The 22,802-nt window shown below is 72.8% G+C and carries 18 protein-coding genes, 1 tRNA gene and 1 riboswitch; of the genes, 10 read left to right on the top strand and 9 right to left on the bottom strand.

The genetic code is table 11. The features are described from left to right. Positions 1-54: 54 nt before the first annotated feature. From IGS69_RS16260 to IGS69_RS16245, 4 genes are read left to right on the top strand one after another with little or no spacing between them, the layout of a single operon-like run. Positions 55-972, top strand: coding sequence for an STAS domain-containing protein (locus tag IGS69_RS16260; protein WP_190900486.1), 918 nt, complete (start codon positions 55-57; stop codon positions 970-972). Further along, positions 969-1,382: an STAS domain-containing protein gene (locus IGS69_RS16255; RefSeq protein ID WP_190900484.1), complete on the top strand. Its 414-nt coding sequence runs from the start codon at positions 969-971 to the stop codon at positions 1,380-1,382. Before IGS69_RS16260 ends, IGS69_RS16255 begins: the two co-directional genes overlap by 4 nt. After that, positions 1,382-1,825 (top strand): anti-sigma regulatory factor, encoded by a 444-nt coding sequence (locus IGS69_RS16250; protein ID WP_190900482.1) that lies wholly within the window; start codon positions 1,382-1,384, stop codon positions 1,823-1,825. Before IGS69_RS16255 ends, IGS69_RS16250 begins: the two co-directional genes overlap by 1 nt. Then, positions 1,825-2,895, top strand: coding sequence for an ATP-binding SpoIIE family protein phosphatase (locus IGS69_RS16245; RefSeq protein WP_190900480.1), 1,071 nt, complete (start codon positions 1,825-1,827; stop codon positions 2,893-2,895). Before IGS69_RS16250 ends, IGS69_RS16245 begins: the two co-directional genes overlap by 1 nt. Positions 2,896-3,099: 204 nt before the next feature. On the opposite strand, the gene IGS69_RS16240 is transcribed toward IGS69_RS16245, so the two are convergent. The 3 genes from IGS69_RS16240 to IGS69_RS16230 all read right to left on the bottom strand — a co-directional run bounded on the left by IGS69_RS16240 (position 3,100) and on the right by IGS69_RS16230 (position 5,009). Then, positions 3,100-3,603, bottom strand: a complete 504-nt coding sequence (locus IGS69_RS16240; RefSeq protein ID WP_190900478.1) for a MarR family winged helix-turn-helix transcriptional regulator — start codon at positions 3,601-3,603, stop codon at positions 3,100-3,102. 118 nt (positions 3,604-3,721) lie between these two features. Beyond that, positions 3,722-4,363, bottom strand: coding sequence for a GTP cyclohydrolase II (locus tag IGS69_RS16235; protein ID WP_190900475.1), 642 nt, complete (start codon positions 4,361-4,363; stop codon positions 3,722-3,724). Positions 4,364-4,493: 130 nt separating this feature from the next. Next, on the bottom strand, positions 4,494-5,009 hold the full coding sequence (locus tag IGS69_RS16230) for a MarR family winged helix-turn-helix transcriptional regulator (RefSeq protein ID WP_190900473.1): 516 nt from the start codon (positions 5,007-5,009) through the stop codon (positions 4,494-4,496). 77 nt (positions 5,010-5,086) lie between these two features. On the opposite strand from IGS69_RS16230, the gene IGS69_RS16225 reads away from it, so the two are divergent. The 4 genes from IGS69_RS16225 (at position 5,087) to IGS69_RS16210 (ending at position 9,025) form a co-directional block, all read left to right on the top strand. Beyond that, complete coding sequence (locus tag IGS69_RS16225) at positions 5,087-6,217, top strand: dihydrofolate reductase family protein (protein ID WP_190900471.1); 1,131 nt, start codon at positions 5,087-5,089, stop codon at positions 6,215-6,217. Positions 6,218-6,282: 65 nt separating this feature from the next. Next, a tRNA-Met gene (locus tag IGS69_RS16220) sits at positions 6,283-6,356 on the top strand. Between the two features lie 330 nt (positions 6,357-6,686). Beyond that, positions 6,687-6,843, top strand: a riboswitch (cyclic di-AMP (ydaO/yuaA leader). 11 nt (positions 6,844-6,854) lie between these two features. Next, positions 6,855-7,895, top strand: coding sequence for a M23 family metallopeptidase (locus IGS69_RS16215; RefSeq protein ID WP_190900469.1), 1,041 nt, complete (start codon positions 6,855-6,857; stop codon positions 7,893-7,895). Between the two features lie 185 nt (positions 7,896-8,080). Continuing rightward, complete coding sequence (locus IGS69_RS16210; RefSeq protein ID WP_190900467.1) at positions 8,081-9,025, top strand: aldo/keto reductase; 945 nt, start codon at positions 8,081-8,083, stop codon at positions 9,023-9,025. Positions 9,026-9,158: 133 nt separating this feature from the next. On the opposite strand, the gene IGS69_RS16205 is transcribed toward IGS69_RS16210, so the two are convergent. The 4 genes from IGS69_RS16205 to IGS69_RS16190 form a co-directional block, all read right to left on the bottom strand. Further along, positions 9,159-10,505 (bottom strand): PrsW family intramembrane metalloprotease, encoded by a 1,347-nt coding sequence (locus IGS69_RS16205; RefSeq protein ID WP_190900465.1) that lies wholly within the window; start codon positions 10,503-10,505, stop codon positions 9,159-9,161. A 59-nt stretch (positions 10,506-10,564) separates the two neighbouring features. Then, positions 10,565-11,497 (bottom strand): tRNA (guanosine(46)-N7)-methyltransferase TrmB, encoded by a 933-nt coding sequence (trmB, locus tag IGS69_RS16200; protein WP_232543538.1) that lies wholly within the window; start codon positions 11,495-11,497, stop codon positions 10,565-10,567. A 342-nt stretch (positions 11,498-11,839) separates the two neighbouring features. Continuing rightward, the gene (gene lhgO, locus IGS69_RS16195) at positions 11,840-13,045 is read right to left on the bottom strand and encodes an L-2-hydroxyglutarate oxidase (RefSeq protein WP_385863976.1); all 1,206 of its coding nucleotides are present in this window, start codon (positions 13,043-13,045) and stop codon (positions 11,840-11,842) included. A gap of 73 nt (positions 13,046-13,118) precedes the next feature. Beyond that, a complete protein-coding gene (locus tag IGS69_RS16190; RefSeq protein ID WP_190900463.1) occupies positions 13,119-14,543 on the bottom strand; it encodes an MFS transporter in 1,425 nt (474 codons plus the stop codon). A gap of 931 nt (positions 14,544-15,474) precedes the next feature. Between IGS69_RS16190 and IGS69_RS16185 the strand changes: the two genes are divergently transcribed. Continuing rightward, entirely contained in the window at positions 15,475-17,592 is a 2,118-nt protein-coding gene (locus tag IGS69_RS16185) for an asparagine synthase-related protein (RefSeq protein WP_190900461.1), read from the top strand. A gap of 360 nt (positions 17,593-17,952) precedes the next feature. On the opposite strand, the gene IGS69_RS16180 is transcribed toward IGS69_RS16185, so the two are convergent. Both IGS69_RS16180 and IGS69_RS16175 read right to left on the bottom strand, forming a co-directional pair. Beyond that, positions 17,953-19,950 carry a sigma-70 family RNA polymerase sigma factor gene (locus tag IGS69_RS16180; RefSeq protein ID WP_190900459.1) on the bottom strand — a complete coding sequence of 666 codons (1,998 nt, stop codon included), beginning with the start codon at positions 19,948-19,950 and terminating at the stop codon, positions 17,953-17,955. A 254-nt stretch (positions 19,951-20,204) separates the two neighbouring features. Then, entirely contained in the window at positions 20,205-20,966 is a 762-nt protein-coding gene (locus IGS69_RS16175; protein WP_190900457.1) for a TetR/AcrR family transcriptional regulator, read from the bottom strand. A gap of 372 nt (positions 20,967-21,338) precedes the next feature. Between IGS69_RS16175 and IGS69_RS16170 the strand changes: the two genes are divergently transcribed. Then, the gene (locus IGS69_RS16170) at positions 21,339-22,718 is read left to right on the top strand and encodes an NAD(P)/FAD-dependent oxidoreductase (RefSeq protein WP_190900455.1); all 1,380 of its coding nucleotides are present in this window, start codon (positions 21,339-21,341) and stop codon (positions 22,716-22,718) included. The last annotated feature ends 84 nt before the right edge of the window (positions 22,719-22,802 follow it).

The raw sequence follows: 22,802 nt of genomic DNA, 5'->3' as shown, positions 1-22,802 counted from the left end.
AGTAATGGCTGAGGCGCTGTCGCGCGACCTCGGTCCGGCCCGTGCAAGGGAGCGATGCAAGTGTCGGTGTCGGAAGAGAACGCGGAACAGGAGCCGGCCGCATACCAGGTGAGCGCCTTTCTGGAGCGGCGACGGGAGCAGATCGCCCAACGGTGGGCGGACGCCGCGCTGTTCCGCACGGTCTTCACCGTCTCCCGGGACGAGGCGGTGGAGGCGGGCCGGGCCGTGACGGCGGCGCTGGCGGCGGTGGCGGCCTCCGGGCGACTCGACGACATCCGGGCGTCCGGATTCGAGTCCGTGCGCGACCAGTTGGGCCGGATGGCGGCCTCCCGTGCCCGTACGGGCATCGACCCGGACGGCGTCGCCGCCGAGGTGGCCGCGCTGCGCGAGCCGGTGACCGAGCTGCTGCGCGCCGAGTTCCCCGAGCCCTACGCCCCCGAGGCCCAGGAGGCCGTGGTCGCGCTGACCGTGCTCCTGGGCACGCTGCGCCTGGTCGTGATGGAGACGACCCTCAGCGCCGGGGAGGAACTGATCGCCCGGCAGCGCGAGCAGCTGCACGAGGTGGCCACCCCGGTGATCAAGCTGTGGGAGAGCACCGTCGCCGTACCGCTGATCGGGACCCTGGACAGCGCGCGCAGCCAGGTGGTCATGGAGAGCCTGCTGGACGCGATCGTCGCCGAGCGCGCCCGGTACGCCATCCTCGACATCACCGGCGTGCCCACGGTCGACTCGCTGGTCGCCCAGCACCTGATGAAGACCGTGGCGGCGGCGCGGCTGATGGGCGCCGAGTGCATCGTGTCCGGCATCCGGCCCGCGATCGCGCAGACCATCGTCCACCTGGGCATCGACCTCGGCACGGTGCTCACCCGCTCGAGCCTGGCGGACGCGCTCGCCTACGCGCTGAGCGAGCAGGGAGTCGAGATCGCACCGCTGCGGGCGGCCGGCGCGGCGGCGGACGCGGGCACGCGGTGACCGCCTTCGCGGGACACGGGCCCGCGGGCGGGCACGGCTTCACCGTGCCGGTCCTCCAGCTGGGCGATGTCCTGCTGGTCACCCTCCAGGGGGAGTTGCACGACGGGATGGCGGAGCAGCTCCAGCAGGACATCACGGCCCGGATCTCGGACAGCCGGGTGAGCGGGGTCGTGATCGACATCTCCGGCGTGGAGATCGTCGACTCCTTCCTGGGCAGGGTGCTCGCCGAGATCGCCGCCGGGGCCAAGCTGCTGGCGGCCCGTACGGTCCTGGCCGGGATGCGCCCGGCGGTGGCGATCACCCTGGTCGAGCTGGGGCTCACCCTGCCCGGCCTGCGGACGGCCCTGGACGTCGAACGTGCCATGGAGCTGCTGGGCGTGACCACGCGCCGGGGCGAGAGGAGTCCGTGATGCAGGCTTCCCGCCATGCCGGTCCGGCCAGCCTGCCGATCGGCTCGGACGCCGATCTGGCGTGGGTGCGGCAGCAGGTCCGGCAGGCAGCCGCCGAGCTCGGTTTCGGGCTGGTGCAGCAGACCAAGCTCGTCACCGCGGCGAGTGAGCTGGCCCGCAACACCCTCGTCCACGGCGGGGGCGGCCATGTGCGGCTCACCCCGCTGGACGCCGGGTCGTCGCAGGGGCTGCGGCTGGACTTCGTCGACACCGGACCCGGCATCCGGGACCTGGACCAGGCGCTGACCGACGGCTACACCAGCGGCGGCGGGCTCGGGCTGGGCCTGAGCGGTGCCAAGCGGCTGGTGCAGGAGTTCGAGGTGGACAGCCGGCCCGGTGAGGGAACCACCGTCACCGTCACCGCCTGGGCCACCGTCGTACCGCCCTCCCGGACGGTGCCCTGATGAGCAGGGTCTGGGACGTTCCGGTGGACGACTCGACCCGGGTGCGGGACGTGCGGGTGGCGGCCGAGGAGGCCAGCGCCCGCGCGGGCCTGCCCTCGAGCCGCACCGCCACCGCCGCGCTCGTGGCGACGGAGCTGGCCACCAACCTGCTGCGGCACGCGGACGGCGGGCGCGTCCTGATCAACCTCGTCGAGCGGGGGCACGGCGACGGCCGCCGGGCGGCCGTGCAGCTCGTCTCGCTCGACCACGGCCCCGGCATCCCGGACGTCGCGGCGGCGATGCGCGACGGCTACACCACGACCGTCGCCGCCTCGCTCGGCGCCGGGCTCGGCACGTGCCGGCGCATAGCGAACGACTTCGATCTGCACAGCGCGCCCGGCCGGGGCACCGTCGTGATGGCCCGGATCGGCCACGAGCCCGCCGCCCGCAACCAGGGGCCGCCCCCGCCCGGTCCGCGCGCCGGGGGCGTCAACGTCCCCCTCGGCCGGGCCGAGCACTCCGGGGACGCCTGGGGCCGGGTACGCGGCGGCGACCGGCTGACCCTGCTGCTCGCCGACGGGCTGGGTCACGGGGAGAAGGCCGCCGAGGCCTCCGGCCTGGCGGTGAAGGAGCTGCGCGGCCTGGCCGAGCTGCCGCCCGCCGAGATCCTGCGGAGTCTGGGCCGGGCTCTGCGGCCCACTCGGGGCGCGGCCGTCGCCGTGGCCCAACTGGATACGTATACCGGGCAGTTGAGCTTCGCCGGGATCGGCAACGTCGGCGCCCGGCTGCGGACCGACGGCACGTGGAAGGCGCTGCTGTCCCACCCCGGCATCGTGGGCGCGCAGGCCCCGGCCTCCGTACCCGTGCAGCGCGTTCCCTGGCAGGCGGACAGCCTGCTGGTCCTGCACAGCGACGGCCTGCCCGGCCGCTGGACACCGCCCGACGACGGCGTGCTGCCGGGCTGCGACCCGGCGGTGGCGGCCGCGGTCGTGCTCCGCGACGCGGGCAGCGCGGCCCGGCCGGTACGGGACGACACCTGCGTGGCGGTCCTGACCGCCGGCGGAGTGAGCCGCCACGGCTCGGGGACGTGAGGGGCAGCGGGCCGGGCGTCGAGGGTCTGGGTCTTTGAGGGGCAGGGGCTCGAGTGGCGCGGGTCTTGTGGGGCCGGTCTTAGGGGTCGGGCCCTGAGCGACCGGGTTTTGAGGGGGCGGGCCTTGGGCGACCGGGTCTGGGCCCTCAGCGACCGGCTCTTGAGGGACCGGGCGCGTGGCAGGCACCCACCCCGACGTCCTACGTCACCGCCCCTGCGCCCCGCCGGCGTCGGACGGCGTGTTCTGAGCCGCCAGGAAACCCCGCAACCCCCTGCTCAGTGCCGCCCGTTCGGCCGGTTCCATCGCTGCCAGGGCTGTGGCCAGGGCCTGGGCGCGGCGGCCGGCGACATCGCCCAGGACGTGCTGTCCGTGTGTCGTGAGCCGCAGTTGGACCTCCCGGCGGGTGTCCGGGTGCGGGGTCCGTTCCAGCAGGCCGGCCGCCGCCAGGCGGTCGCAGAGGCGGCTGGCCGTGGGCAGGCCGATGTCCAGCCCCTCCGCCAGGGCCGTCAGATTCAGGCCGGGCGCCGCCTGCACGGTGCGCAACGCCCGCAACTGGTGCAGGGACAGGCGCAGGGACGCCTCCTGCGCGGCGATCGACCACAGCGCCGTCAGACTCTCCACGGCATCGGCGATCTGCGATGCGACGGCCTCCGGGCCGTCGCCCGGTCCCCTCGCCCGGTGGTTGCCGGGGCCGCCGAGATCGGTCACGAAACGGTCACTTCCATAAAGCTCCGGGTACTGATGAGGTCGCCCTCTTTCAAAGGCTGTACCCGATGAACCGAGGGGCAAGCAGCCCGGTTCGGAGCCCGGCCGGACCGGGGGCGGCTCAGCCGGCGCTGAGCTCCGTCAGCGCGGCGAGCGGCAGCGTGTGCTGCGTCTGGAGGACCTTCGCGCGCAGGTAGCGGACGTTGTGGGCGGTGGTGAAGACGCCCGTGGGGATCCGGTCGCGGACGGCGACACCCAGGGTCCGCAACTGGTCCGCCTTGTCGGGGTTGTTGGAGAGCAGGTCCAGTTCGCCGATGCCCAGGGCTCTGAGCATCTGGGCCGCGGCCGTGTAGTCGCGGGCGTCCTCGGGCAGCCCGAGCGCCGCGTTCGCCTCGTACGTGTCGAGCCCCTCGTCCTGGAGGGCGTACGCGTCGAGCTTGTTGTAGAGGCCGATGCCCCGGCCCTCCTGGCGGAGGTAGAGGAGCACGCCGCCGCGCTCGGCGATGCTCTCGACCGCCTCGCGCAGCTGCGGGCCGCAGTCGCAGCGGGCCGAGCCGAACACGTCCCCGGTCAGGCACTCGGAGTGCAGCCGCACCAGCGGGACCGGGCCGGGCTCGCCGAGGACCATGGCGACGTGCTCCTGGCCGTCGGCCAGGCCGTGGAAGGTGACGAGCTCGGCGTCCGCCTCGTAGCCGTCGTGGAAGCGCAGCGGGACCCGGACGCGCGAGCGCGGGGTGGCGACGACGGCTGGGGTGTCGGGCATGCGGGGCCTCCGGGTTCCGTTCCTGTTCGGCTGCGCAGCCATAGTGCTTCAGATTTGAAGCAGATCCACGATCGGAACCCTACTCGTGCTTCAAATTTGAAGCAATGAGATCCGACCTGTGTGATGCTCGTCACGAACAGGGCGACGACGACCTCCGCCGCCACGGCACGTCGTCCGCCGCCGGCCGGGCCCCGTCCTCCTGGAGACCCTGCGCGATCGCCGTGGAGATCTCCTCCAGCTGCCCCACCTGCTCCTCGCTGAGCCGGTCGAACAGGAAGCCCCGCACGGTCTCGACATGCCCGGGCGCCGCCCGCTCCAGCACGGCGAACCCCTCGTCCGTCAGCGCCGCGATGCTGCCCCGTTTGTCATGGCGGCAGGCCTCCCGCCGCAGCATCCCGTCCTTCTCCAGCCGCGTGACCGCGTACGTCAGCCGGCTGCGCGTGATCTTCAGCCGCTCGGCGAGATCGGTCATGCGCAGCCGCCGTTCCGGGGACTCCGACAGGACGGACAGGATGGAGTAGTACAGGTGCGGCATGCCGGCGTCCTGCTGGAGCTGCCGGTCGATCGCGTCCTCCAGCAGCAGCGAGGCGGCGATGTAGGCGCGCCAGGCGCGCTGCTCATCGGGGCTGAGCCAGCGAGTCGTCATGCCGCCAGTGTAGGTTTGTTTCAAACTTGAACCAAGCCCTGTCCCGTCCCGCCGTCCCGACCAACCGCGGAGCACCGATGCCTCACCCGTACGTCCTGCTGTCCGCCGCCGTCTCCCTCGACGGCTACCTGGACGACACCGGACCCGACCGGCTGCTCCTGTCCAGCCCGGCCGACTTCGACCGGGTCGACGAGGTCCGGGCCGGCGTCGACGCCATCCTGGTCGGCGCCGGCACCATCCGCGCCGACAACCCGCGGCTGCTGGTGAACGCGGAGAAGCGCCGTGCCGCCCGCACGGCGGCAGGAAAGCCCGAGTACCCCCTCAAGGTCACCGTCAGCGGCTCCGGCGATCTCGACCCGGACGCCCGCTTCTGGCACACCGGCGGCGAGAAGGTCCTCTACACCACCGACCGGGGCGCCGAGCGGGCCCGCGCCCTGGGCCTGGCCACCGACGTCGTGCCGCTCGGCGCCGGCCTCGACTGGCGGCGGCTGCTCACGCACCTGCACGACGTCCGGGGTGTGGGGCGGCTCATGGTCGAGGGCGGCGGCCTGATCCACACCCAGCTCCTCACCCAGGGCCTCGCGGACGAACTGCAGCTGGTCCTCGCCCCGCTCTTCGTGGGTGACCCCCGGGCCCCCCGTCTCTTCGGACCCGGCGGCTACCAGGGCGGCCGGCTCCGGCTGCTGGAGTCGCGGCAGATCGAGGACGTGGTCCTGATGCGCTACGAGCCGACCGCCCCGGGCGCCGGCCCCCTGCCCGTCGCCGCCGACCACCACTGGCTGGCCCTCGCCTGCGAACTGGCCGAGCGCTGCCCGCCGTCGGACACGGCGTTCAGCGTGGGCGCGGTGGTGGTCGCCGCCGATGGCACGGAACTGGCCCGCGGCCACTCCCGCGAGGCCGGCGACCCGGTGGTGCACGCCGAGGAGGCTGCCCTCGCCAAGGTCGACCCGGCCGACCCGCGCCTGCCCGGCGCGACGGTGTACAGCAGCCTGGAGCCCTGCGCCCGCCGCGCCTCGCGCCCCGCTCCCTGCGCCCGGCTGATCCTCGACGCGGGCGTACGGCGGGTGGTCACGGCCTGGCGTGAGCCGGACACCTTCGTCACGGACGCCGACGGCAGCGGCCTCCTCGCGGCCGAGGGCGTGGAGGTCGTCGTGCTCCCGGAACACGAGGAGCGGGCCAAGGCCCCGAACCGTCATCTGCCGGGCTGAGCAGGGCCCGGTCGGTGGGTGTGCGCGAGCGGTCCCGCGGATGGCGTACACTGGTGACACAACGACGCGGGGTGGAGCAGCTCGGTAGCTCGCTGGGCTCATAACCCAGAGGTCGCAGGTTCAAATCCTGTCCCCGCTACTGAAGGCCGATGGCCGGAATCCGAAAGGGTTCCGGCCATCGGTGCTTTCCGATGCCCTCCTGGTGCCTTCCTCATGCCTTCCTGATACTTGCCCGGTGGATCGCTACGGTCGGTGAGCGAACCGTCCCGTTCCGCATAACAACTGACGCACCGTCAAAACCCGTCAGTCACTTGCGGCGCGGTCAACTCGCCCGATTTGAACCGGTCGTGGCAGGTAAGTCCGCGCGAAAAAGGTTAATGATCAAGTGGAATCGCTGGAATACCCCTCGCGCCTCCATTAACGTTCGATAACGCAGCGCGGTCGTCCCAGCCGTCACAGAAGGCGGCTCCGTGCGCACGCGCCGAATCCCGAAAGGGAACCGGGGAACCATCACTTGGGGTGAATCGGGCGGATGCCACCGTGGAAGCACGGCAGGTATACGCGCGTAGGAGACCTTCCTGCTCCGAACCCGTCAGCTAACCCGGTAGGCGAGAAGGAAGGAAAGGAGTACGCCCACGTGGCGTCCAACCGGCCTGCCCCCGCGGCCCCGTACGCGCCGAAGCGCGAGAACGACACCTTCGGCTTCGGCGGTCAGCGCACCGACGAGGGCCCGTTCCAGGAGTGGAACCCCACCGAGGAGTCCATCCGTCCCGTCCGTGGCCGGCATCGCGTCACCAAGCAGCGCGGCGGAGGTCTCGCCCGCAGCTCCACCGTCCTGGGCGTCGGCGTCATAGCCGCCGTGGGTGCCGGCGGTATGGCCAGTGCCCAGACCGGCAAGCCCCCGGTGTCCATCTCCGTGCCGGACCTGCCCTCGGTGGGTTCCCTCATCTCGGACGACGACACCCCCGAAGGTTCCGCCACCCCGCTCAGCAGTCTCGGCACCGCCACTGCGGACACCGCGCAGGACGCGTCCGGCGCCCGCACCGGCGCCGGTGACGCGCTGCGTGCCCGGATCATGGCGCAGGTCGAGCACCAGCAGGAGCAGATCGAGACCAAGGCCGCCGAGGACGCCGCTGCCGCCGCCGAGAAGGCGGCCAAGGAGGCCGTCGCCAAGGCGGAGCAGGAAGCCAAGGCCAAGGCCGCCGAGGCCAAGAAGAAGGCGGAGGCGGAGGCCGAGAAGAAGGCCGAGGCCGAGCGGCTTGCCGCCCTCGCCAAGCAGTACACGCTGCCGACCTCCTCGTACACCCTCACCTCGACGTTCGGCCAGGCCGGTGCCTACTGGTCCTCCGGCTACCACACCGGCCTCGACTTCGCCGCTCCCACGGGCACGCCGATCAAGGCCGTGCACAGCGGCACCATCACCGAGGCGGGCTGGAACGGCTCCTACGGCTACAAGACCGTCCTCACCCTCGATGACGGCACCGAGATCTGGTACGCGCACCAGTCCTCCATCGGCGTCAGCGTCGGCCAGAAGGTCAGCACCGGCGACGTCATCGGCCGCGTGGGCGCCACCGGCAACGTCACCGGGGCGCACCTGCACCTCGAGGTCCACTCCGGTGGATCCTCCAGTGGCATCGACCCGGTGGCCTGGCTGCGGGGCAAGGGGCTGACTCCCTGAGCAGTGCACGTTCCCTGAGCAGTGCACGTTCCCTGAGCAGTGCACCTTTTTTGAGCAGTGCACCTTCTCTGAGGCATCGACGGCCCTGACGACGACCCTCCGACGTCAGGGCCGTCGGCTGTGTTTACGGGAGTTTTGCGTCCGTTGCGGAATGGGGCGTTCCTGCGCGGTCGTTGACACCGGGCATGACGTCTCTTCGCAAGCTCGGCACTTCCGGCCTCGAGGTCTTCCCCCTCGCCCTCGGCGGCAACGTCTTCGGCTGGACCGCCGACCAGGACCGGTCGTTCGCCGTCCTCGACGCCTACACCGCCGCCGGAGGCAACTTCGTCGACACCGCCGATGTCTACTCGGCGTGGGTCGACGGCAACCAGGGCGGTGAGTCCGAGACCATCCTCGGCACGTGGCTCGAGGCACGCGGCAACCGCTCCGACGTCGTCGTCGCCACGAAGGTCAGCCAGCACCCCGACTTCCGGGGCCTGTCCGCTGCCACCATCAAGGCCGCCGCCGACGCCTCCCTGCGGCGCCTGCGCACCGACTACATCGACCTCTACTACACGCACTTCGACCAGCCCGACGTGCCCGTCGAGGAGATCATCGGCGCGCTCGACGAACTCGTGAAGGCCGGCAAGGTGCGGCACATCGCCGCCTCCAACATCTCCGCCGAGAGGCTGCGGGCGTCCCTGGAGTTTTCCGACCGCGAGGGTCTCGCGCGGTACGTCGCCCTCCAGCCGCACTACAACCTGGTCTCCCGTGACACGTACGAGGGTGAGCTCCAGGGCCTCGCCGAGCGGGCCGGCCTCGCCGCCGTTCCGTACTACGCGCTCGCGTCCGGCTTCCTCACGGGCAAGTACCGGCCGGGTACGCGGGTCGAGAGCGCGCGGGCGGGCGGTGCCGCCAAGCATCTGGAGACCGAGCGGGGGCGGCGGGTTCTCGACGCGCTCGACGAGGTCGCCGCAGCGCACGACGCTCCCGTCGCCACGGTGGCCCTCGCCTGGCTCGCCGCCCAGCCGACCGTGGTGGCGCCGATCGCCTCGGCGCGGACGGTGGAGCAGCTGCCCGCACTGCTCGGCGTGGGGGAGCTGACGCTCTCGGAGGCCGAGGTGGAACGGCTCACGGAGGCCTCGGCCTGAGGTTCACGGGGGCCTCGGCCTGAGGTTCACGGGGGCCTCGGCCTGAGCGGGACCCGGAGGCCTCGGCCTGAGGCTCACAGGGGCCTCGGCCTGAGGTTCACGGGGGCCTCGGCCTGAGCGGGCCCCGGGGGGCCTAGGAGCGGTAGGGGTTGTACGCGGGGTACGGCGCCGGCTGGTGGCCGTACCCGTACACCCCGTACACCGGCCAGGGCGGGGCCGTCACCGGGACGGGAGGGGCGGTGATCCGGGCCGCGTGGTCCAGCGCGGGGCGGGCCACCTCCCGGCGCCGCCACAGTTCGCCGAGCAGTTCCCGCTCCCGTACGGCGAAGTCCGCCCCGGGGCTGCCCCGCCGGGCCCGGTGCCGCAGGAACGCCAGGGACGTCGCGTACGCCTCGTAGCGGGCCACCTCCCGGGCCGCCGCCCTGCCCGCGTGCCGGCGGGCGTACTGCCGGGCGATCCGCCGAGCCCGCATCGAGCCGAGCGCGTATGGCTCGGCCGGGGTCAGCCAGCCCGCCACGGCGTAGGCCGGCAGCTCCGCCCGTACGGTCTTCAGCTCCCGCTGCCGCGTCCAGATCACCAGCCACGTCAGCAGCCCGAAGATCGGCACCATGAACGCCGCGTACACGGCGAAGAACCCGTACTCGCCGAAGGCCGACGAGCCGTTCCACATCGCGTGCATCCCCATCGCGAGCAGCAGCCCGCCGAGCGGGAAGGCGACCCGGCGCAGCGGCCGGCGGTGCGCCGCGAGTGCGGCGATGCCGAAGCCGATGCCGGTGAGGACCGTGAACAGCGGGTGCGCGAACGGCGACATGACGATGCGCACGAAGAAGGTCGCCGCCGTGACGGAGGCGATGCCGCTGCCGCCGGTGAGCTGGTCGGTGCCGAAGGCCGTGCCGAGGTAGAGGATGTTCTCGGTGAACGCGAAGCCGGTGGCCGTCACGCCGGCTATGACGACCCCGTCGACGATGCCGGTGAAGTCGCGGCGCCGGAAGAGGAAGACCAGGAGGACGGCCGCCGCCTTGGCCGACTCCTCGACCACCGGCGCTATCACCGTCGCGCCGAGGGTGTCCGCGCTGGACGGGTCCGCCGTCGCCGTCGCTATCCATCTCGTCGCGAAGCTGTTGGCGACGATCGCTATCAGCGCCGCCGCGCAGGCGCCCCAGGCGAAGCAGAACAGCAGGTTCCGCCAGGGGCCGGGTTCCACGCGGTCCAGCCAGCGGAACGCGGCTATCAGCAGGGGCACCGGGAGGACGGCCAGCCCCAGCCCGACCAGGAACCCTTCCGTGCCGGTCTCCTCGCGGACCAGGGCGAGGATGACCAGGCCGGATATCGCGAGCAGTGTGCTCAGCGCGCCGTAGCGGACCCAGGCGTGGTGCCACCAGTGGGCGTGCCGCGAAGAGCCGGCCGTGCCTGGGCCGGCGAAGGGTGCGCCGTCGGGGGGACCGCTGGGGTACGACGGATGTGGGGGGCTGGTGGCCACGGCATTGACCCTAACGACGGATGGGCGCTGTCCGCAGGCGGGAGAGGTGCCAGGGGTGGTCAGGCGCCGACGGGGGGCTGGTCCGGCTGGTCGGGGTGGTCGGGCTGGTCGGGGTGGTGGGGCTGGTTCGGCTGGTCGGGGTGGATCGGCTGGTCCACGTGCTGTACGCGGCGGAAGAGGAGGTCGTTCACGACATGTCCCTTGTCCAGTCCCTGGCCCTCGAAACGGGTCAGCGGCCGGAAGTCGGGGCGCGGCGCGAAACCGCCGTCCGCCTGGGTGTTCTCGAAGTCGGGGTGTTCCGTGAGGACCTCGAGCATCTGCTCCGCGTACGGCTCCCAGTCGGTGGCGCAGTGGACGATCCCGCCGGGTCTGATGCGGGTGGCGGCCAGGGTCAGGAAGTCGGGCTGGATGATCCTGCGCTTGTGGTGCCGCTTCTTGGGCCAGGGGTCCGGGAAGTAGACGCGGAGGCCGTCGAGGGTGTCCGGGGCGAGCATCTCGCGCAGGAGGATGATCGCGTCGCCGTTGCCGACGCGGATGTTGGACAGGCCGTTGCGGTCGGCGAGGTTGAGCAGGTTGCCCTGGCCGGGGGTGTGAACGTCGACGGCGAGGATGTTCGTGGCGGGGGCGGCCGCGGCCATCTGGGCTGTGGCCTCGCCCATGCCGAAGCCGATCTCCAGGACGACGGGGTTGTCGTTGCCGAACAGATCCGGCAGGTCGAGGGTCCGGCTGCCGTCGATGTCGAGGCCCCACTTGGGCCACAGCCGCTGTAGCGCGTCCGCTTGGCCGGCGGTGACGCGGCTGCGGCGGGGCTGGAAACTCCGGATCCGCCGCTCGAAGTGCGACCCGGCGGGGTCGGCCTTCGGCCCGTCGGGGAAACGCGGCTCGCCCTTGACCCGGGTACTCCGGACGGAGACACCCGGGGTGTGCGGGTGCGGGTGCGGGTGCCGGTTCGGGTTCGGGGCTTCGGGGGTGGTGTTCGCGGAGTCAGACACAGTGCCCCTGATTTTACGGCTGCGGTGCTTCGCCTGGCGCCGGGTGGTGGGTCGGGGCCGCGCCGGGGGGTGTCCGTCCTCGGAACGGCGCGATGGGGTCGGATACCGACTGACTGTCCGTTGACGCGCCAACCGCTGCGGGCGGACACCCCCCGACACGGCCCCTTGCGTCGTCCGGCGGCTAGCTGCGGGCATGCGTGCCGCTAAGGGCGGCACGGGTGGGCGCAGCGGCACCCCGCTACGCCGGGCTGCGCACCCACCCCGCCTCAGCACCGACGCCGAGCACCCCGAGATGCCCGGTCGCGGACACACCCGGCGTTGGCAGGAGCTGCCGTCAGCGCCTCACAGCGCGCTCAGCGCTCTGCGTGCCACCTCGCGGCCGATCGGCAAGGACGCCGTGGCCGCAGGGGACGGTGCGTTGAGGACGTGGACGGTCCTGGCGCCCTCGCGGATCAGGAAGTCGTCGACCAGGGTCCCGTCACGGAGAACCGCCTGTGCGCGCACACCCGCGGCCGTCGGCACCAGGTCGTCCTCGGACACCGCGGGCAACAGCCGGCCCACCGCATCTGTGAACGCCGTCCTGGACAGGGACCGTCGCAGCTCACCCGCCCCGTACCGCCAGTGCCGGCGGGCTATCCGCCAGGAGCCGGGCCAGGCCAGGGTCGAGCCCAGCTCGCGCAGGCGGACCGTGCCCCACCTGTACCCCTCGCGGGCCAGGGCCGGCACCGCGTTGGGCCCGACATGGACGCCCCCGTCGATGCCGCGCGTCAGATGCACCCCGAGGAACGGAAACGCCGGGTCGGGCACCGGGTACACCAGCCCGCGCACCAGCTCCGGCCGGGCCAGCTCGTAGTACTCGCCCCGGAACGGCACGATCCGCATGCCCGGGTCGTCCCCGGTGAGCCGGGCGATCTCGTCGCACTGCAGGCCCGCGCAGTTCACCAGGACCCGCCCGCGTACGACGTCACCCGCGGCCGTGAGCACGGCGACCCCCCGCTCGGGACGCCGGTCGACGCGCACGACCCGCGTGCCGTAGCGGATCTCCGCGCCCGAGCCGTGGGCCAGCTGGCGGGCGACCGCGACGAAGTCGCAGATGCCCGTCGTGCCGACGTGTATCGCGGCGAGCCCGCGCACCTCCGGCTCGTATTCCGCGATCTGGGGGCCGCCCAGCTCCCGCACCGGGATGCCGTTCTCCCGGCCTCGCTGCACGAGCGCGTGCAGGCGGGGCAGCTCCGCGCGGTCCGTGGCGACGATCAGCTTGCCGGTGACCGCGTGCGGGATGCCGTACTCGGCGCAGAACTTGACCATCTCCGCGGCGCCCCGCACCGCGTAGCGCGCCTTGAGGGAGCCGGGGCGGTAGTAGATGCCGCTGTGGATGACGCCGCTGTTGCGGCCGGTCTGGTGGCGGGCCGGGCCCGGTTCCTTCTCCAGGACGGTGACACGTGTGCCCGGTGCGGCGCGTGTGATCGCGTACGCCGTCGACAGGCCGACGATGCCGCCGCCGATCACCAGCACGTCACAGTCGTATGTGATCCGCACTCGCACCACCTCCCGCTTCGATAGTGCACTGCGCCACTGACAATGCCCTCAAACGCGGGACGGGCCGCATGCCTGCTCGGGTTTACGCCGGAGCCATCAGCAGCGGCCGGGCACGCTCACGGAGCTCCACCACCCGGGGCTCGTCGCCGTACGGCTCCAGGCGGTGCAGGAGATCCTTGACGTACTCGGTGGTACGGGCCGAGGAGATCCGCCCGGCGACCTCCACCGCCCGCACGCCCTGCTCGCACGCCGCGTCCAGGTTCCCCGACTCCAGTTCCGCGACCGCGGAGACGACCAGGCGCAGGCCGTGCGAGCGGACGAACTCCTCGGTCGGCTTCGACAGGGCCTGCTCGGTGAAGCGGCGGACCTGGCGGGGCGCCTTGAGGTCGCGGTAGCACTCGGCCGCGTCGGCGGCGAAACGGTCGTAGGAGTAGAAGCCGAGCCAGCTCGGGTCGTTGTCGCCGGGGCGGGCGCGCTCCAGCCAGCTCTCGGCCGCCTTCAGGGCGCCGCCGGCCGCCGGGGCGTCGTTCGCGCGAGCGTGCGCGCGTGCCTCGACGAGGCGGAAGAAGCTCATGGTGCGGGCCGTGGCCAGTCCGCGGTTGCGTTCCAGGGCGGCCTGGGCGAGGTCCACGCCCTCGTCGCCGAAGCCTCGGTAGGTGGCCTGGAGGGACATGGAGGCCAGCACGTAACCCCCGAGGGGGACGTCCGCCGCCGCCCGGGCCAGACGCAGGGCCTGGATGTAGTAGCGCTGGGCCGCTTCCTGCTGGCCCGTGTCGAAGGCCATCCAGCCGGCGAGCCGGGTGAGTTCGGCGGAGGCGCCGAAGAGGGCCCGGCCGACCTCGTCGGAGTAGGAGCCGAGCAGCAGGGGGGCCGCCTCCACCCTTAAGCACTCGGGGACCATCGACGAACGCCAGTCGCCGCCGCCGTACTTGGAGTCCCAGCGCCGTGCGTCCTCGGCGGCCTCCCGCAGCTTCTGCACATCGCTGTGGCCGACTTTGAGCGGTGCGCCGGAGCCCTCGCCGGGGCCCACGTCACGCGCGACCGAACTGTCGGCCGGGGTTATCAGCCAGCGTGAGGCGGGCGTTGCGTATGCGCTCACTGCGAACGATCCGGCGAGCGACTGCCAGATGCCCCCGGATCCGGCCCGGCGGCCGGCGAGGTCGAGGCGGTACAGCTCGGTCGCGGACTTGACCGCCTGGCCGACGTCCCGCGGGAAGGCGAGGCCGACTTCGGGTGCGGGGTCCGCGTCCGCCAGGCCGATCTCGTGCAGCGGCACCGGGCGGCCGAGCTTCTGGCCGATGGCGGCGGCGATGAGGTGCGGGGCGGCACCCTGGGGCACCATGCCCTTCGACACCCAGCGCGCCACCGATGTCTTGTCGTAGCGCAGCGTCAGGCCGCGCTGGGCGCCGAGGTCGTTGACTCGCCGCGCGAGGCCTGCGTTGCTGATTCCCGCGAGGGCGAGAACGGCGCCGAGTTTCTCGTTCGGCCCGCGTTGCTCCCTGGACATGAGCCACCCCTCGACACAGACGGCTGCCGGCACTGGCATAACCACGCGGCATTCGTAAACCCAGCGTAGTTCGCCGCATCCCAAGCGTTAAGGGGCATTGTTCCGGTTGGCGGGATTGTGGTCCGTACTGAAGTACGGTTCAGATACGGGCTGTTGCGACGTGCTCCCACTGTGTGGCCGTGCGCCTGCCCGTGCGCTCTTCTCCGGCCACCGCGGGAGCGGTTCCATGGTCGTTGCGTGGGTCGGCCCGCTGTACTGGATCCAGTGGGCTGGGGGACACCGCCGCCTACATCCCCGCGGGCGGCGGAACGGTCCGGGAGGCGTGCTGCGCCTCCCGGACTGCGCGACCGGAAGGCGACGCGCCGGGCCTGTACGGAGAGTGTTCGAAGCCGCCCGTGGCACGCCGATTTGGCTGAAAATCGATCCCGCCGGTCGCGGGGTATCAAGCCTCCTACCACGGCACTTGAGGGCGCTCCGGGTGTGATTGGGGCGCGTTTCGGGGGCGCATTCGCGTCGCAGTCGTACCGCAGACATGTCGCTGGCTCGCCTTGATTCTTGGGCGGCTCTTGGTCTTGGCTTCGGCGTTGTCCGGCCTTGGCTTGGGTCTTGCCCCGGCCTTGGCTTCGATCTTGCCCCGGCCTTGGCTTCGGTCTCGTCGTCGGCCTTGTCCGCGGTCTCGTCTACGGCTTCTTCTTCGGTCTTGCCTTCTGTCGTCGGCCTGTCCGCCTCTCCTTCGGCGTTGCCTTGCCCGCCCGAGTTCGCGGGTGGTGTGCGGGTGTTCGGGGGGTTCGGGACGGTGTGGGTGGCTCCGCCGGGGCGCATTCGGCGGAGCGCAAGCGGCGTCGGCACCCTCTGGAAACGCCTCCTTCATGGCAGCATGGGGAACCGGTTCGTACGGTGCACTGGTTGTCCACAGCCTGTGGAGGCGGCGATGCGGTGGTTGGTGGGATGGAGCAGCACCGCCGCGGGAGCCGTCGCTGCCGGTTCGGCGGGGGCGACCGGCAGCGAGGGTGAGACGCTGCACCCGGTGGGGTCCCAACTCCTGTGGGGCGATCCCGATCCGCTGTGGGCGGTCGGCGACTGGCGCCCCGACGAGGTGCGGGTCGTGAAGGCCGACGACCGGACCAGGATCGCCGTCCTCGGCATCTGCGGCGCCACCGACGAGCAGCTGCGCGTCGCGCTGTTCGCCGCACGCGGCGGGGCACTTCGGCATCTGACCGCCTGGCCGGGCAGCTACACCGCGATCGTGCAGGTCGGTAGGCGGATCACCGTCTGCGGCGATCTCGCGGGCGCGCGGCCGGTGTTCCACACGCCCTGGGCGGGGGGTACGGCGTACGCGACCGCCGCGCTGCCGCTGGCCGACCTCATCGAGGCCAACCTCGACTTCGGGCATCTCGCCGCGCTGCTGGCCGCGCCGGACGTGCCCGCCGCGCTGCACGACTCCACGCCGTACGACGGCGTGAAGCGCATTCCGCCCGGGCATGCCCTGATCCTGCGCGCCGGGGCGCGCGAGATCGCCGGGTACGAGCCGGTCGCCTCACTGGCCGTCGCGGCGCCCCCGGCCGACCCCGAGAGCGCGGTCGACGCGGTGCGCGACGCGCTCGTGGAAGCCGTACGGACGCGGCTGTCCGCTCCGCGGCACGTCCCGGGGATGGACATCGACCCGGGCCCCGTGCCCGGCATGGGACCCGCCGAGCGACGGGCCGCGCGCGGGATGCCGGTGCCGGGGATCGGCGCGGACCTGTCCGGTGGGCCGGCCTCCGGGGCACTGGCTCTGCTGGCCGCGGGGCTCCCCGGGATGCCGGGCACGGTGCTGGGGCACGGCACGGGCGCGGGGGAGCGGCTGCTGGCCGTCACGTTCAACGACCTCGCCGTCGGAGGGCGGGAGGCCGAACTGGAGCGGGCGGGCGCGCTGGCGGCGAACCCGCGGTTCCACCACGTGGTCGTGACGGGTGGTGAGGAGACCCTCCCGTACGCCGACCTGGACGGGCCGCTGACCGACGAACCCGGGCCCTGCCTGGTGTCGGCGGCGCGGCACCGGGCCCGGCTGGCGGCGGGCAGCGCGGACCACTTCACCGGGCACGGTGCGCGCCAGGTCCTGGACGCCCATCCCGCGCGGCTCGCCGACCTGCTGATGGACCGCCGGCGGCGGCATCTCGTACGGCCGGTCGCCGCGCTGGCCAAGGCCGACGGGTCGGTGCTGGTGCCCGCGCGCGTGTACGCGGCGGCGCGCCGGCTGTCCCGTACGCCGTACCGATCGGGGCTGGAGTCCCTCGCCGAGCGCCTCCTCGATCCTCGCTCCGACGACGGTCTCGACGCGCCAGGGGGCGCGCTGGACGCTTCGCTCGCCGCGCTGACCTGGGGGAGACCCGGGCCGGCCGCGCGCTGGCTGACCGGTGAGGCACTCGCTGAAGTATCGGTTCGCCTTCAGGCGGCGACACACCGGTCGGAGCTGGTGGGGCCGGGGCAGCGGCCGGGTGACTTCCGTGCGCGAGCGGCGCTGGCGCGGTACGCGGCGGACCTGCGGGTGCTGGAGCAGGCCGCGGAGGTCCGCTTCCAGCGGCTGCACGCGCCGTTCCTCGACAACCAGGTTGTGCGGGCGGCCCGGGCGCTGCCCGAGGCGCTGCGGGTGCGGCCGGGGGCGCGGGCGGCGATCCTGCGTACGGTGCTGGAAGGGGCCGGCGTCCGGGAGTTGCCGCCGGGGTGGGGCGCTCCGACCCAGGCGACCGCGGCGGCCGCGGAGCGTACGGGGCTGCGTGTGGCGGCGGATTCCCTGGTCTCCCTGTTCGACACCCCGCTGCTGGCGGAGGCGGGTCTGGTCGAGGCCCGCGTGGTCCGCAAGGCGTTGCGCGGCGCGGCGGCGGGCGAAGCCCTGCCCCTGGACGGCCTCGCGGACCTGGTCTCCCTGGAGCTGTGGCTGCGCCGCCTGCTGTCCCGCCGCGGCACATGCTGGACGGGCACGCCTGCCAGGCAGCGAGCGGTACCGGCGGGGATCGCACCGCAGCGGGGGGCGTTGGGGGCGGGGGCCGGTGGGGGGCGGCGGGTGTAGCGGTGGCTTGCCACCCCGACCACCCGCAGCCAAGCCCGCAGACAACACCCCGCCCCGAAACCCCCCGGCCTTCACACCGACCCCGGCGCGGCGCGTACGCCACCGGTTCATTCCGAACCGCCGTACCCGCAAGGGGACCTAGGGCCTGTCGTTTGGATCAGGCCGCAGACGCGGGGCCTGGCACGCGCATCTGCCGCGTTGTCGTCAGTCGCCGACTCCCCCACGCTCGGCTGCGCTCGCGCGGGAGGGACCCCCACGCGTCGACTCCCTCCTCCGCCTTGCAGCTACACGCACCAGGCCCCGCTCACCGGCATCGAGAAGCACCGCCGATTCCCTACGACCTGATCCAAACCACAGGCCCTAGCCGCAGGTGAACCTCGACTCCGCCCAGTCCACCGGCATCGGGTTGTCGAGGGCGCTGCGGGGTTCCACCACGAGCCGGACCGTGCTGCGGCCGGTGAGGTTCACATGGACGGGCACGGCCGGGTCGCCGCCCTCGACCAGCGGGGACCGCCACAGCCGGGCGCCGTCGGCGTACACGGAGAAGTAGACCTTGCCGAGCCTCAGCGTCATGTCGTCCACCCCCACGAGGGCGTCGTACGACGAGCAGGAGCGGTTGAGGTCGATGGTGACGGACGAGCGGCCGTGCACGGTGACGCCGTGGGCGTACCGCTGATTGCCGACCGACAGGCCGGACCGCTTCCAGACCCAGCTGCTCGAACCGATCCGCATCTCGGGCTTCGTACCGTCGCCGCCGATGTCGTACGACAGTTCGCTCCACTGGTAGACGGCCGGGGCGGGAGGCGGGGGCGGTGGGGGAGTGGGCGTCGGTGTGGGGGCGGGTGGTGGTGTCGGCTCGGGTGGGGGAGCGGGCTTTCGGGGCGGGGTGGGGGTCGGGTCCTGATCCGGGGCCGGGCTGGTCCTGGAGCTCGGTGTGGGCGCGGGCGTCTCGGTGCGTGCGGGCGTGATCCCCGGCGGGCGCCGATCCGGATCCGGGTTCCGCCGTGGGGGTGAGGGCGAGGGCGTGGGCTCGCCGGGCCGCACCACCGACGACGGCTTCGGGGACGACGGAGCGGTCCTGGCCTCCTCCCTCGGCTTCTCGCTGCCGGCCAGGGCCATGACCACCGCGGCCACCACCCCGACGGCGACCACACCGGCCGCGATACCGGCCTTCACCGGCGCGCCGAGCCCCTCGGAGGCCGCCGCGCCGCCCCCGCCTCCGGACCCACCGCCCGTCGCTGCCGAACCGCCGCCCGCTGCGGCTGCCCCACCGGTCGAGCCTCCCGCCGCCGCGGCCGCCCCCGCCGCACCGGCCGCTCCCGCGCCCCCGGCGATGAGCCCGGCCGCCTTCGCGTACCCGGCGGCTCCGAACCAGCCGATGACCGCGACCGGCACGACCGCCGGGATACCGCCGGCCACTTCCTCGATCTGCAGAGCGGCCAGCCGGCACTTCGCGCACTCCTCCAGGTGCTTGCGCAGTCCCCGCTCGGCGCGGGTGCGCAGCCGCCCGCGGGCGTAGGTGCCGAGCTGGTCGGCGTAGCGGGCGCAGGCCTCGTCGCCGGTGAGCGTGGCGCTGACGTGGGCCTGGAGGTAGGCCTGTTTGAGGCCCTCGCGGGCCCGGCTGGCGAGCACGCGGGTGCCGTTGGCGTCCAGCCCGAACAGCGTGGCGACCTCGCTGGGCGACTCGTCCTCGATCTCGGTGTGCCACAGCACGGCCTGCCAGCGCTCCGGCAGCGACCGGAAGGCGCGCATGGCCATGGACTGCTCGGCCTCGTGCATCGCCCGTACGTCCGCGCCGAGTTCGAGCGTGTCGTCGTCGGACACGTCGGATCCGCGTGCGGACTGGGCGGCGAACACGGCGAAGTCGTCGACGAGTTGCTCGCGCCGCGCCGATCGCGTCCAGGAGGCGGCGACACGCCGGACGGAGGTGAGCAGATACGCGCGCACCGCGTGCGCGGGCCCGGCGCCGCCGCGTACCGCCTGGAGCATGCGGGCGAAGACCTCGGCGGTCAGGTCCTCCGCGGTGTGGGCGTCCCGGCAGCAGGTGCGGGCGTAGCGGCGCACGGCCTGCGCATGGCGCCGGTACAGCTCCTCGTACGCCGTGTCGTCGCCCGCGCGCATGCGGTCGATGAGGTCGGCGTCGGACGGCGGGATCTCGCGGGGCGGCGGCAGCACACCGTCCTCGTGCGAGTCGCGCTGGGCCGGGACCGTGCCGTCGGCGGGATGCCCCCCGGGGTGCCCGCCGGTCGGTACGCTCGCGCGTCCGCTCTGGCTCGGCACCTGTGGCGGTACCGGGCCGTCGGCCGTGGCGTCGCCGCTCCCGCCGCCGCTCGCCTCGTCCCGCCCGTCACCGCTCATCGCGGAAAGCCCCCGCCAGCCGCCCAACCGTCCAGACCACCAGGTCAGCGTGCCATATTGGCATTTGGTCAGAACCCCATAGGTCGGACCATCACTCATCCGTGGGGATATGCGGCACGGCAGTACTAGCCGTCACTCATTCGGGGAAAGCTTGCTCCCCTTTCGCGCAGGGCCCTGACGTCCCGCCCGAGCTCTGGGCCCAGCCGGCCCGGGTCCGTTCGCCCCCGAGCCGCGGGCCCCGAGCCCCCGGTGGCTCACGCCGGTCGCGAGCGCAGCCCCTCCAGCAGGATGTCCAGCAGCCGGGCCGACGCGGCCGCCTGCTGAGCGGAGTCCGGCAGTGAGGGCGCGGCCGTGGCGATCACCAGCAGTACGTCCGACACCGACACGTCCGCCCGCAGCTCACCGGCCGCACGCGCCCGGTCCACGAGCTGGCCCACGACCTCGAGCAGCGCCGACGTCCCGGCGTCGTCCTCGGCCGCCGGTACCGAAGCGACCGCCACGGGCTGGTCCGGCACCAGCCGCAGCTCCGTCGTGCCCGGCTGGGTCCGCTGCTGCGGCACCCGCGGGCCTCCGGCGCCGTCCTCGACCGAGACCCGCAGCACCTGCGGCGGCAGCAGCCGCCCGGCGCCGGAGGCCACCGACGTCCGCAGGAAGCGCGACAGCGCCGACCACGGCTCGTCCTCCTGCCCGAGCGCCGCACGCGCCTGGTCGGTCAGCCGGGACGTCTCCTCCTCGGCTATCCGCCGCACCAGGACGTCCTTGCTCGGGAACCGCCGGTACACCGTGCCCACACCGACGCGCGCGCGCCGCGCCACGTCCTCCATCGGCGCGCCGTACCCCAGCTCGCCGAAGACCTCGCGCGCCGCACGCAGCACGTGCTCCAGATTGCGCTGTGCGTCCACACGCAGCGGCGTCGTCCGCGACGCGTCGCGTCCGGTGCCCGTCGCCGCGCTCATGGTCATGCCACCCGCCGCGAGTGCGGACGTGGGCGACCAATGAGAGTCCTGAACATGCATAAGCATTCCCCCGGTAATGACGTCTCCCCCCGGAGACTCCCCGCCATTCGATACCGGAGCGAGGGAACGGCCCGGTCCCGCGGCCCGCCCGCGCGGACCCCGGTGAGCACATCCCCCTACACCCCGTCGACACACGAACATAGTTGAGAGGGAGTCAATTCAGAAGGGGCAGGTTCCGCACGGAGCGCCCACCGATCGGAGTACGGGTCGCATACATCCCGAATGTGCCCCCGCACGCCCCCCACGCCACCCCTCCTGACCTGCATCTATCTGCAGAAGGTCGGTATTCCGGCCAACTACGCGCCCTCTCCCGCTCCGGTCACACAATTCGTCGAGGCTGTGGACAAACGCAAGCGACGGGTGCGTCATGGGATGGTGAAGGAACGTGCGCGCATTCTCGTTGTCGGTGGCGGCTACGTCGGGATGTACACGGCCCTGCGCCTGCAGCGCAGACTGAAACGGGAACTGGACCGGGACGAGGTCGAGATCACCGTCGTCACCCCCGACCCGTACATGACCTATCAGCCGTTCCTCCCGGAGGCCGCCGCCGGCGCGATCTCCCCCCGCCATGTCGTCGTACCGCTGCGCCGCGTCCTCGACCGGTGCCGGATCCTGATCGGCGAGGTCACCGCCGTCGACCACGCCAAGCGCACCGCCACCGTCACCACCCTCGCCACCGAGGAGGAGGGCACGGGCGGACAGCGGCTCTCCTACGACCAGCTCGTCCTCGCCCCCGGCTCCGTCTCGCGCACCCTGCCGGTCCCCGGCCTCGCCGACCACGGCATCGGCTTCAAGACCGTCGAGGAGGCCATCGGCCTGCGCAACCACGTCATCGAGCAGATGGACATCGCCTCCTCCACCCGCGACCCCGCGATCCGCGACGCGGCCCTGACCTTCGTCTTCGTCGGTGGCGGCTTCGCGGGCGTGGAGGCGCTCGGCGAACTGGAGGACATGGCCCGCTACGCCGCGCGGTACTACCACAACGTCCAGCCCGAGGACATGAAGTGGATCCTCGTCGAGGCATCGGACCGGATCCTGCCCGAGGTCGGCGAGGAGATGGGCCGCTACACCGTCACCGAGCTGCGCCGCCGCAACATCGACGTACGCCTGGAGACCCGCCTCGAATCCTGCGCCGACCGGGTCGCCGTCCTCAGCGACGGCGCCCGCTTCCCCACCCGTACGGTCGTATGGACGGCCGGCGTGAAACCCCACCCGGTGCTCGCCGCCACCGACCTGCCCCGCAACGGCCGCGGACGCCTCACCTGCACACCGGAACTGTCGATCGACGGCACCACGCACGCGTGGGCCGCCGGAGACGCCGCCGCCGTGCCCGACGTCACGGCCGACGGCAAGAGCAGCGAGTGCGCGCCCAACGCCCAGCACGCCGTCCGCCAGGCCAAGGTCCTCGCCGACAACATCGTCCACTCCCTGCGCGGCGAACCCCTGGAGACCTACGAGCACGCCTACGTCGGCTCGGTCGCCTCCCTGGGCCTGCACAAGGGCGTCGCCCACGTCTACGGGCGCAAACTCAAGGGCTACCCCGCCTGGTTCATGCACCGCGCCTACCACCTCAGCCGCGTGCCCACCTTCAACCGCAAGGCGCGCGTGCTCGCCGAATGGGCGCTGGCCGGTCTGTTCAAACGGGAGATCGTCTCCCTGGGTTCACTCGAACACCCCCGGGCGGAGTTCGAACTCGCGGCCGGTGGAAAGCCTTCTCTCGAGCCCCCGCACAACCCGAAGGGGTCGTCCTGACCGGACCCAGGAACTCCATCGGCCGGCCCGGCGTCTGACGGATGTCGGTCCGGTCCGCGCACTGCCAGACTGGTCCACCACCGC

Source organism: Streptomyces tuirus (assembly GCF_014701095.1).
Classification (GTDB): domain Bacteria; phylum Actinomycetota; class Actinomycetes; order Streptomycetales; family Streptomycetaceae; genus Streptomyces; species Streptomyces tuirus.
This window is presented reverse-complemented; position numbering and strand designations above follow the sequence as displayed.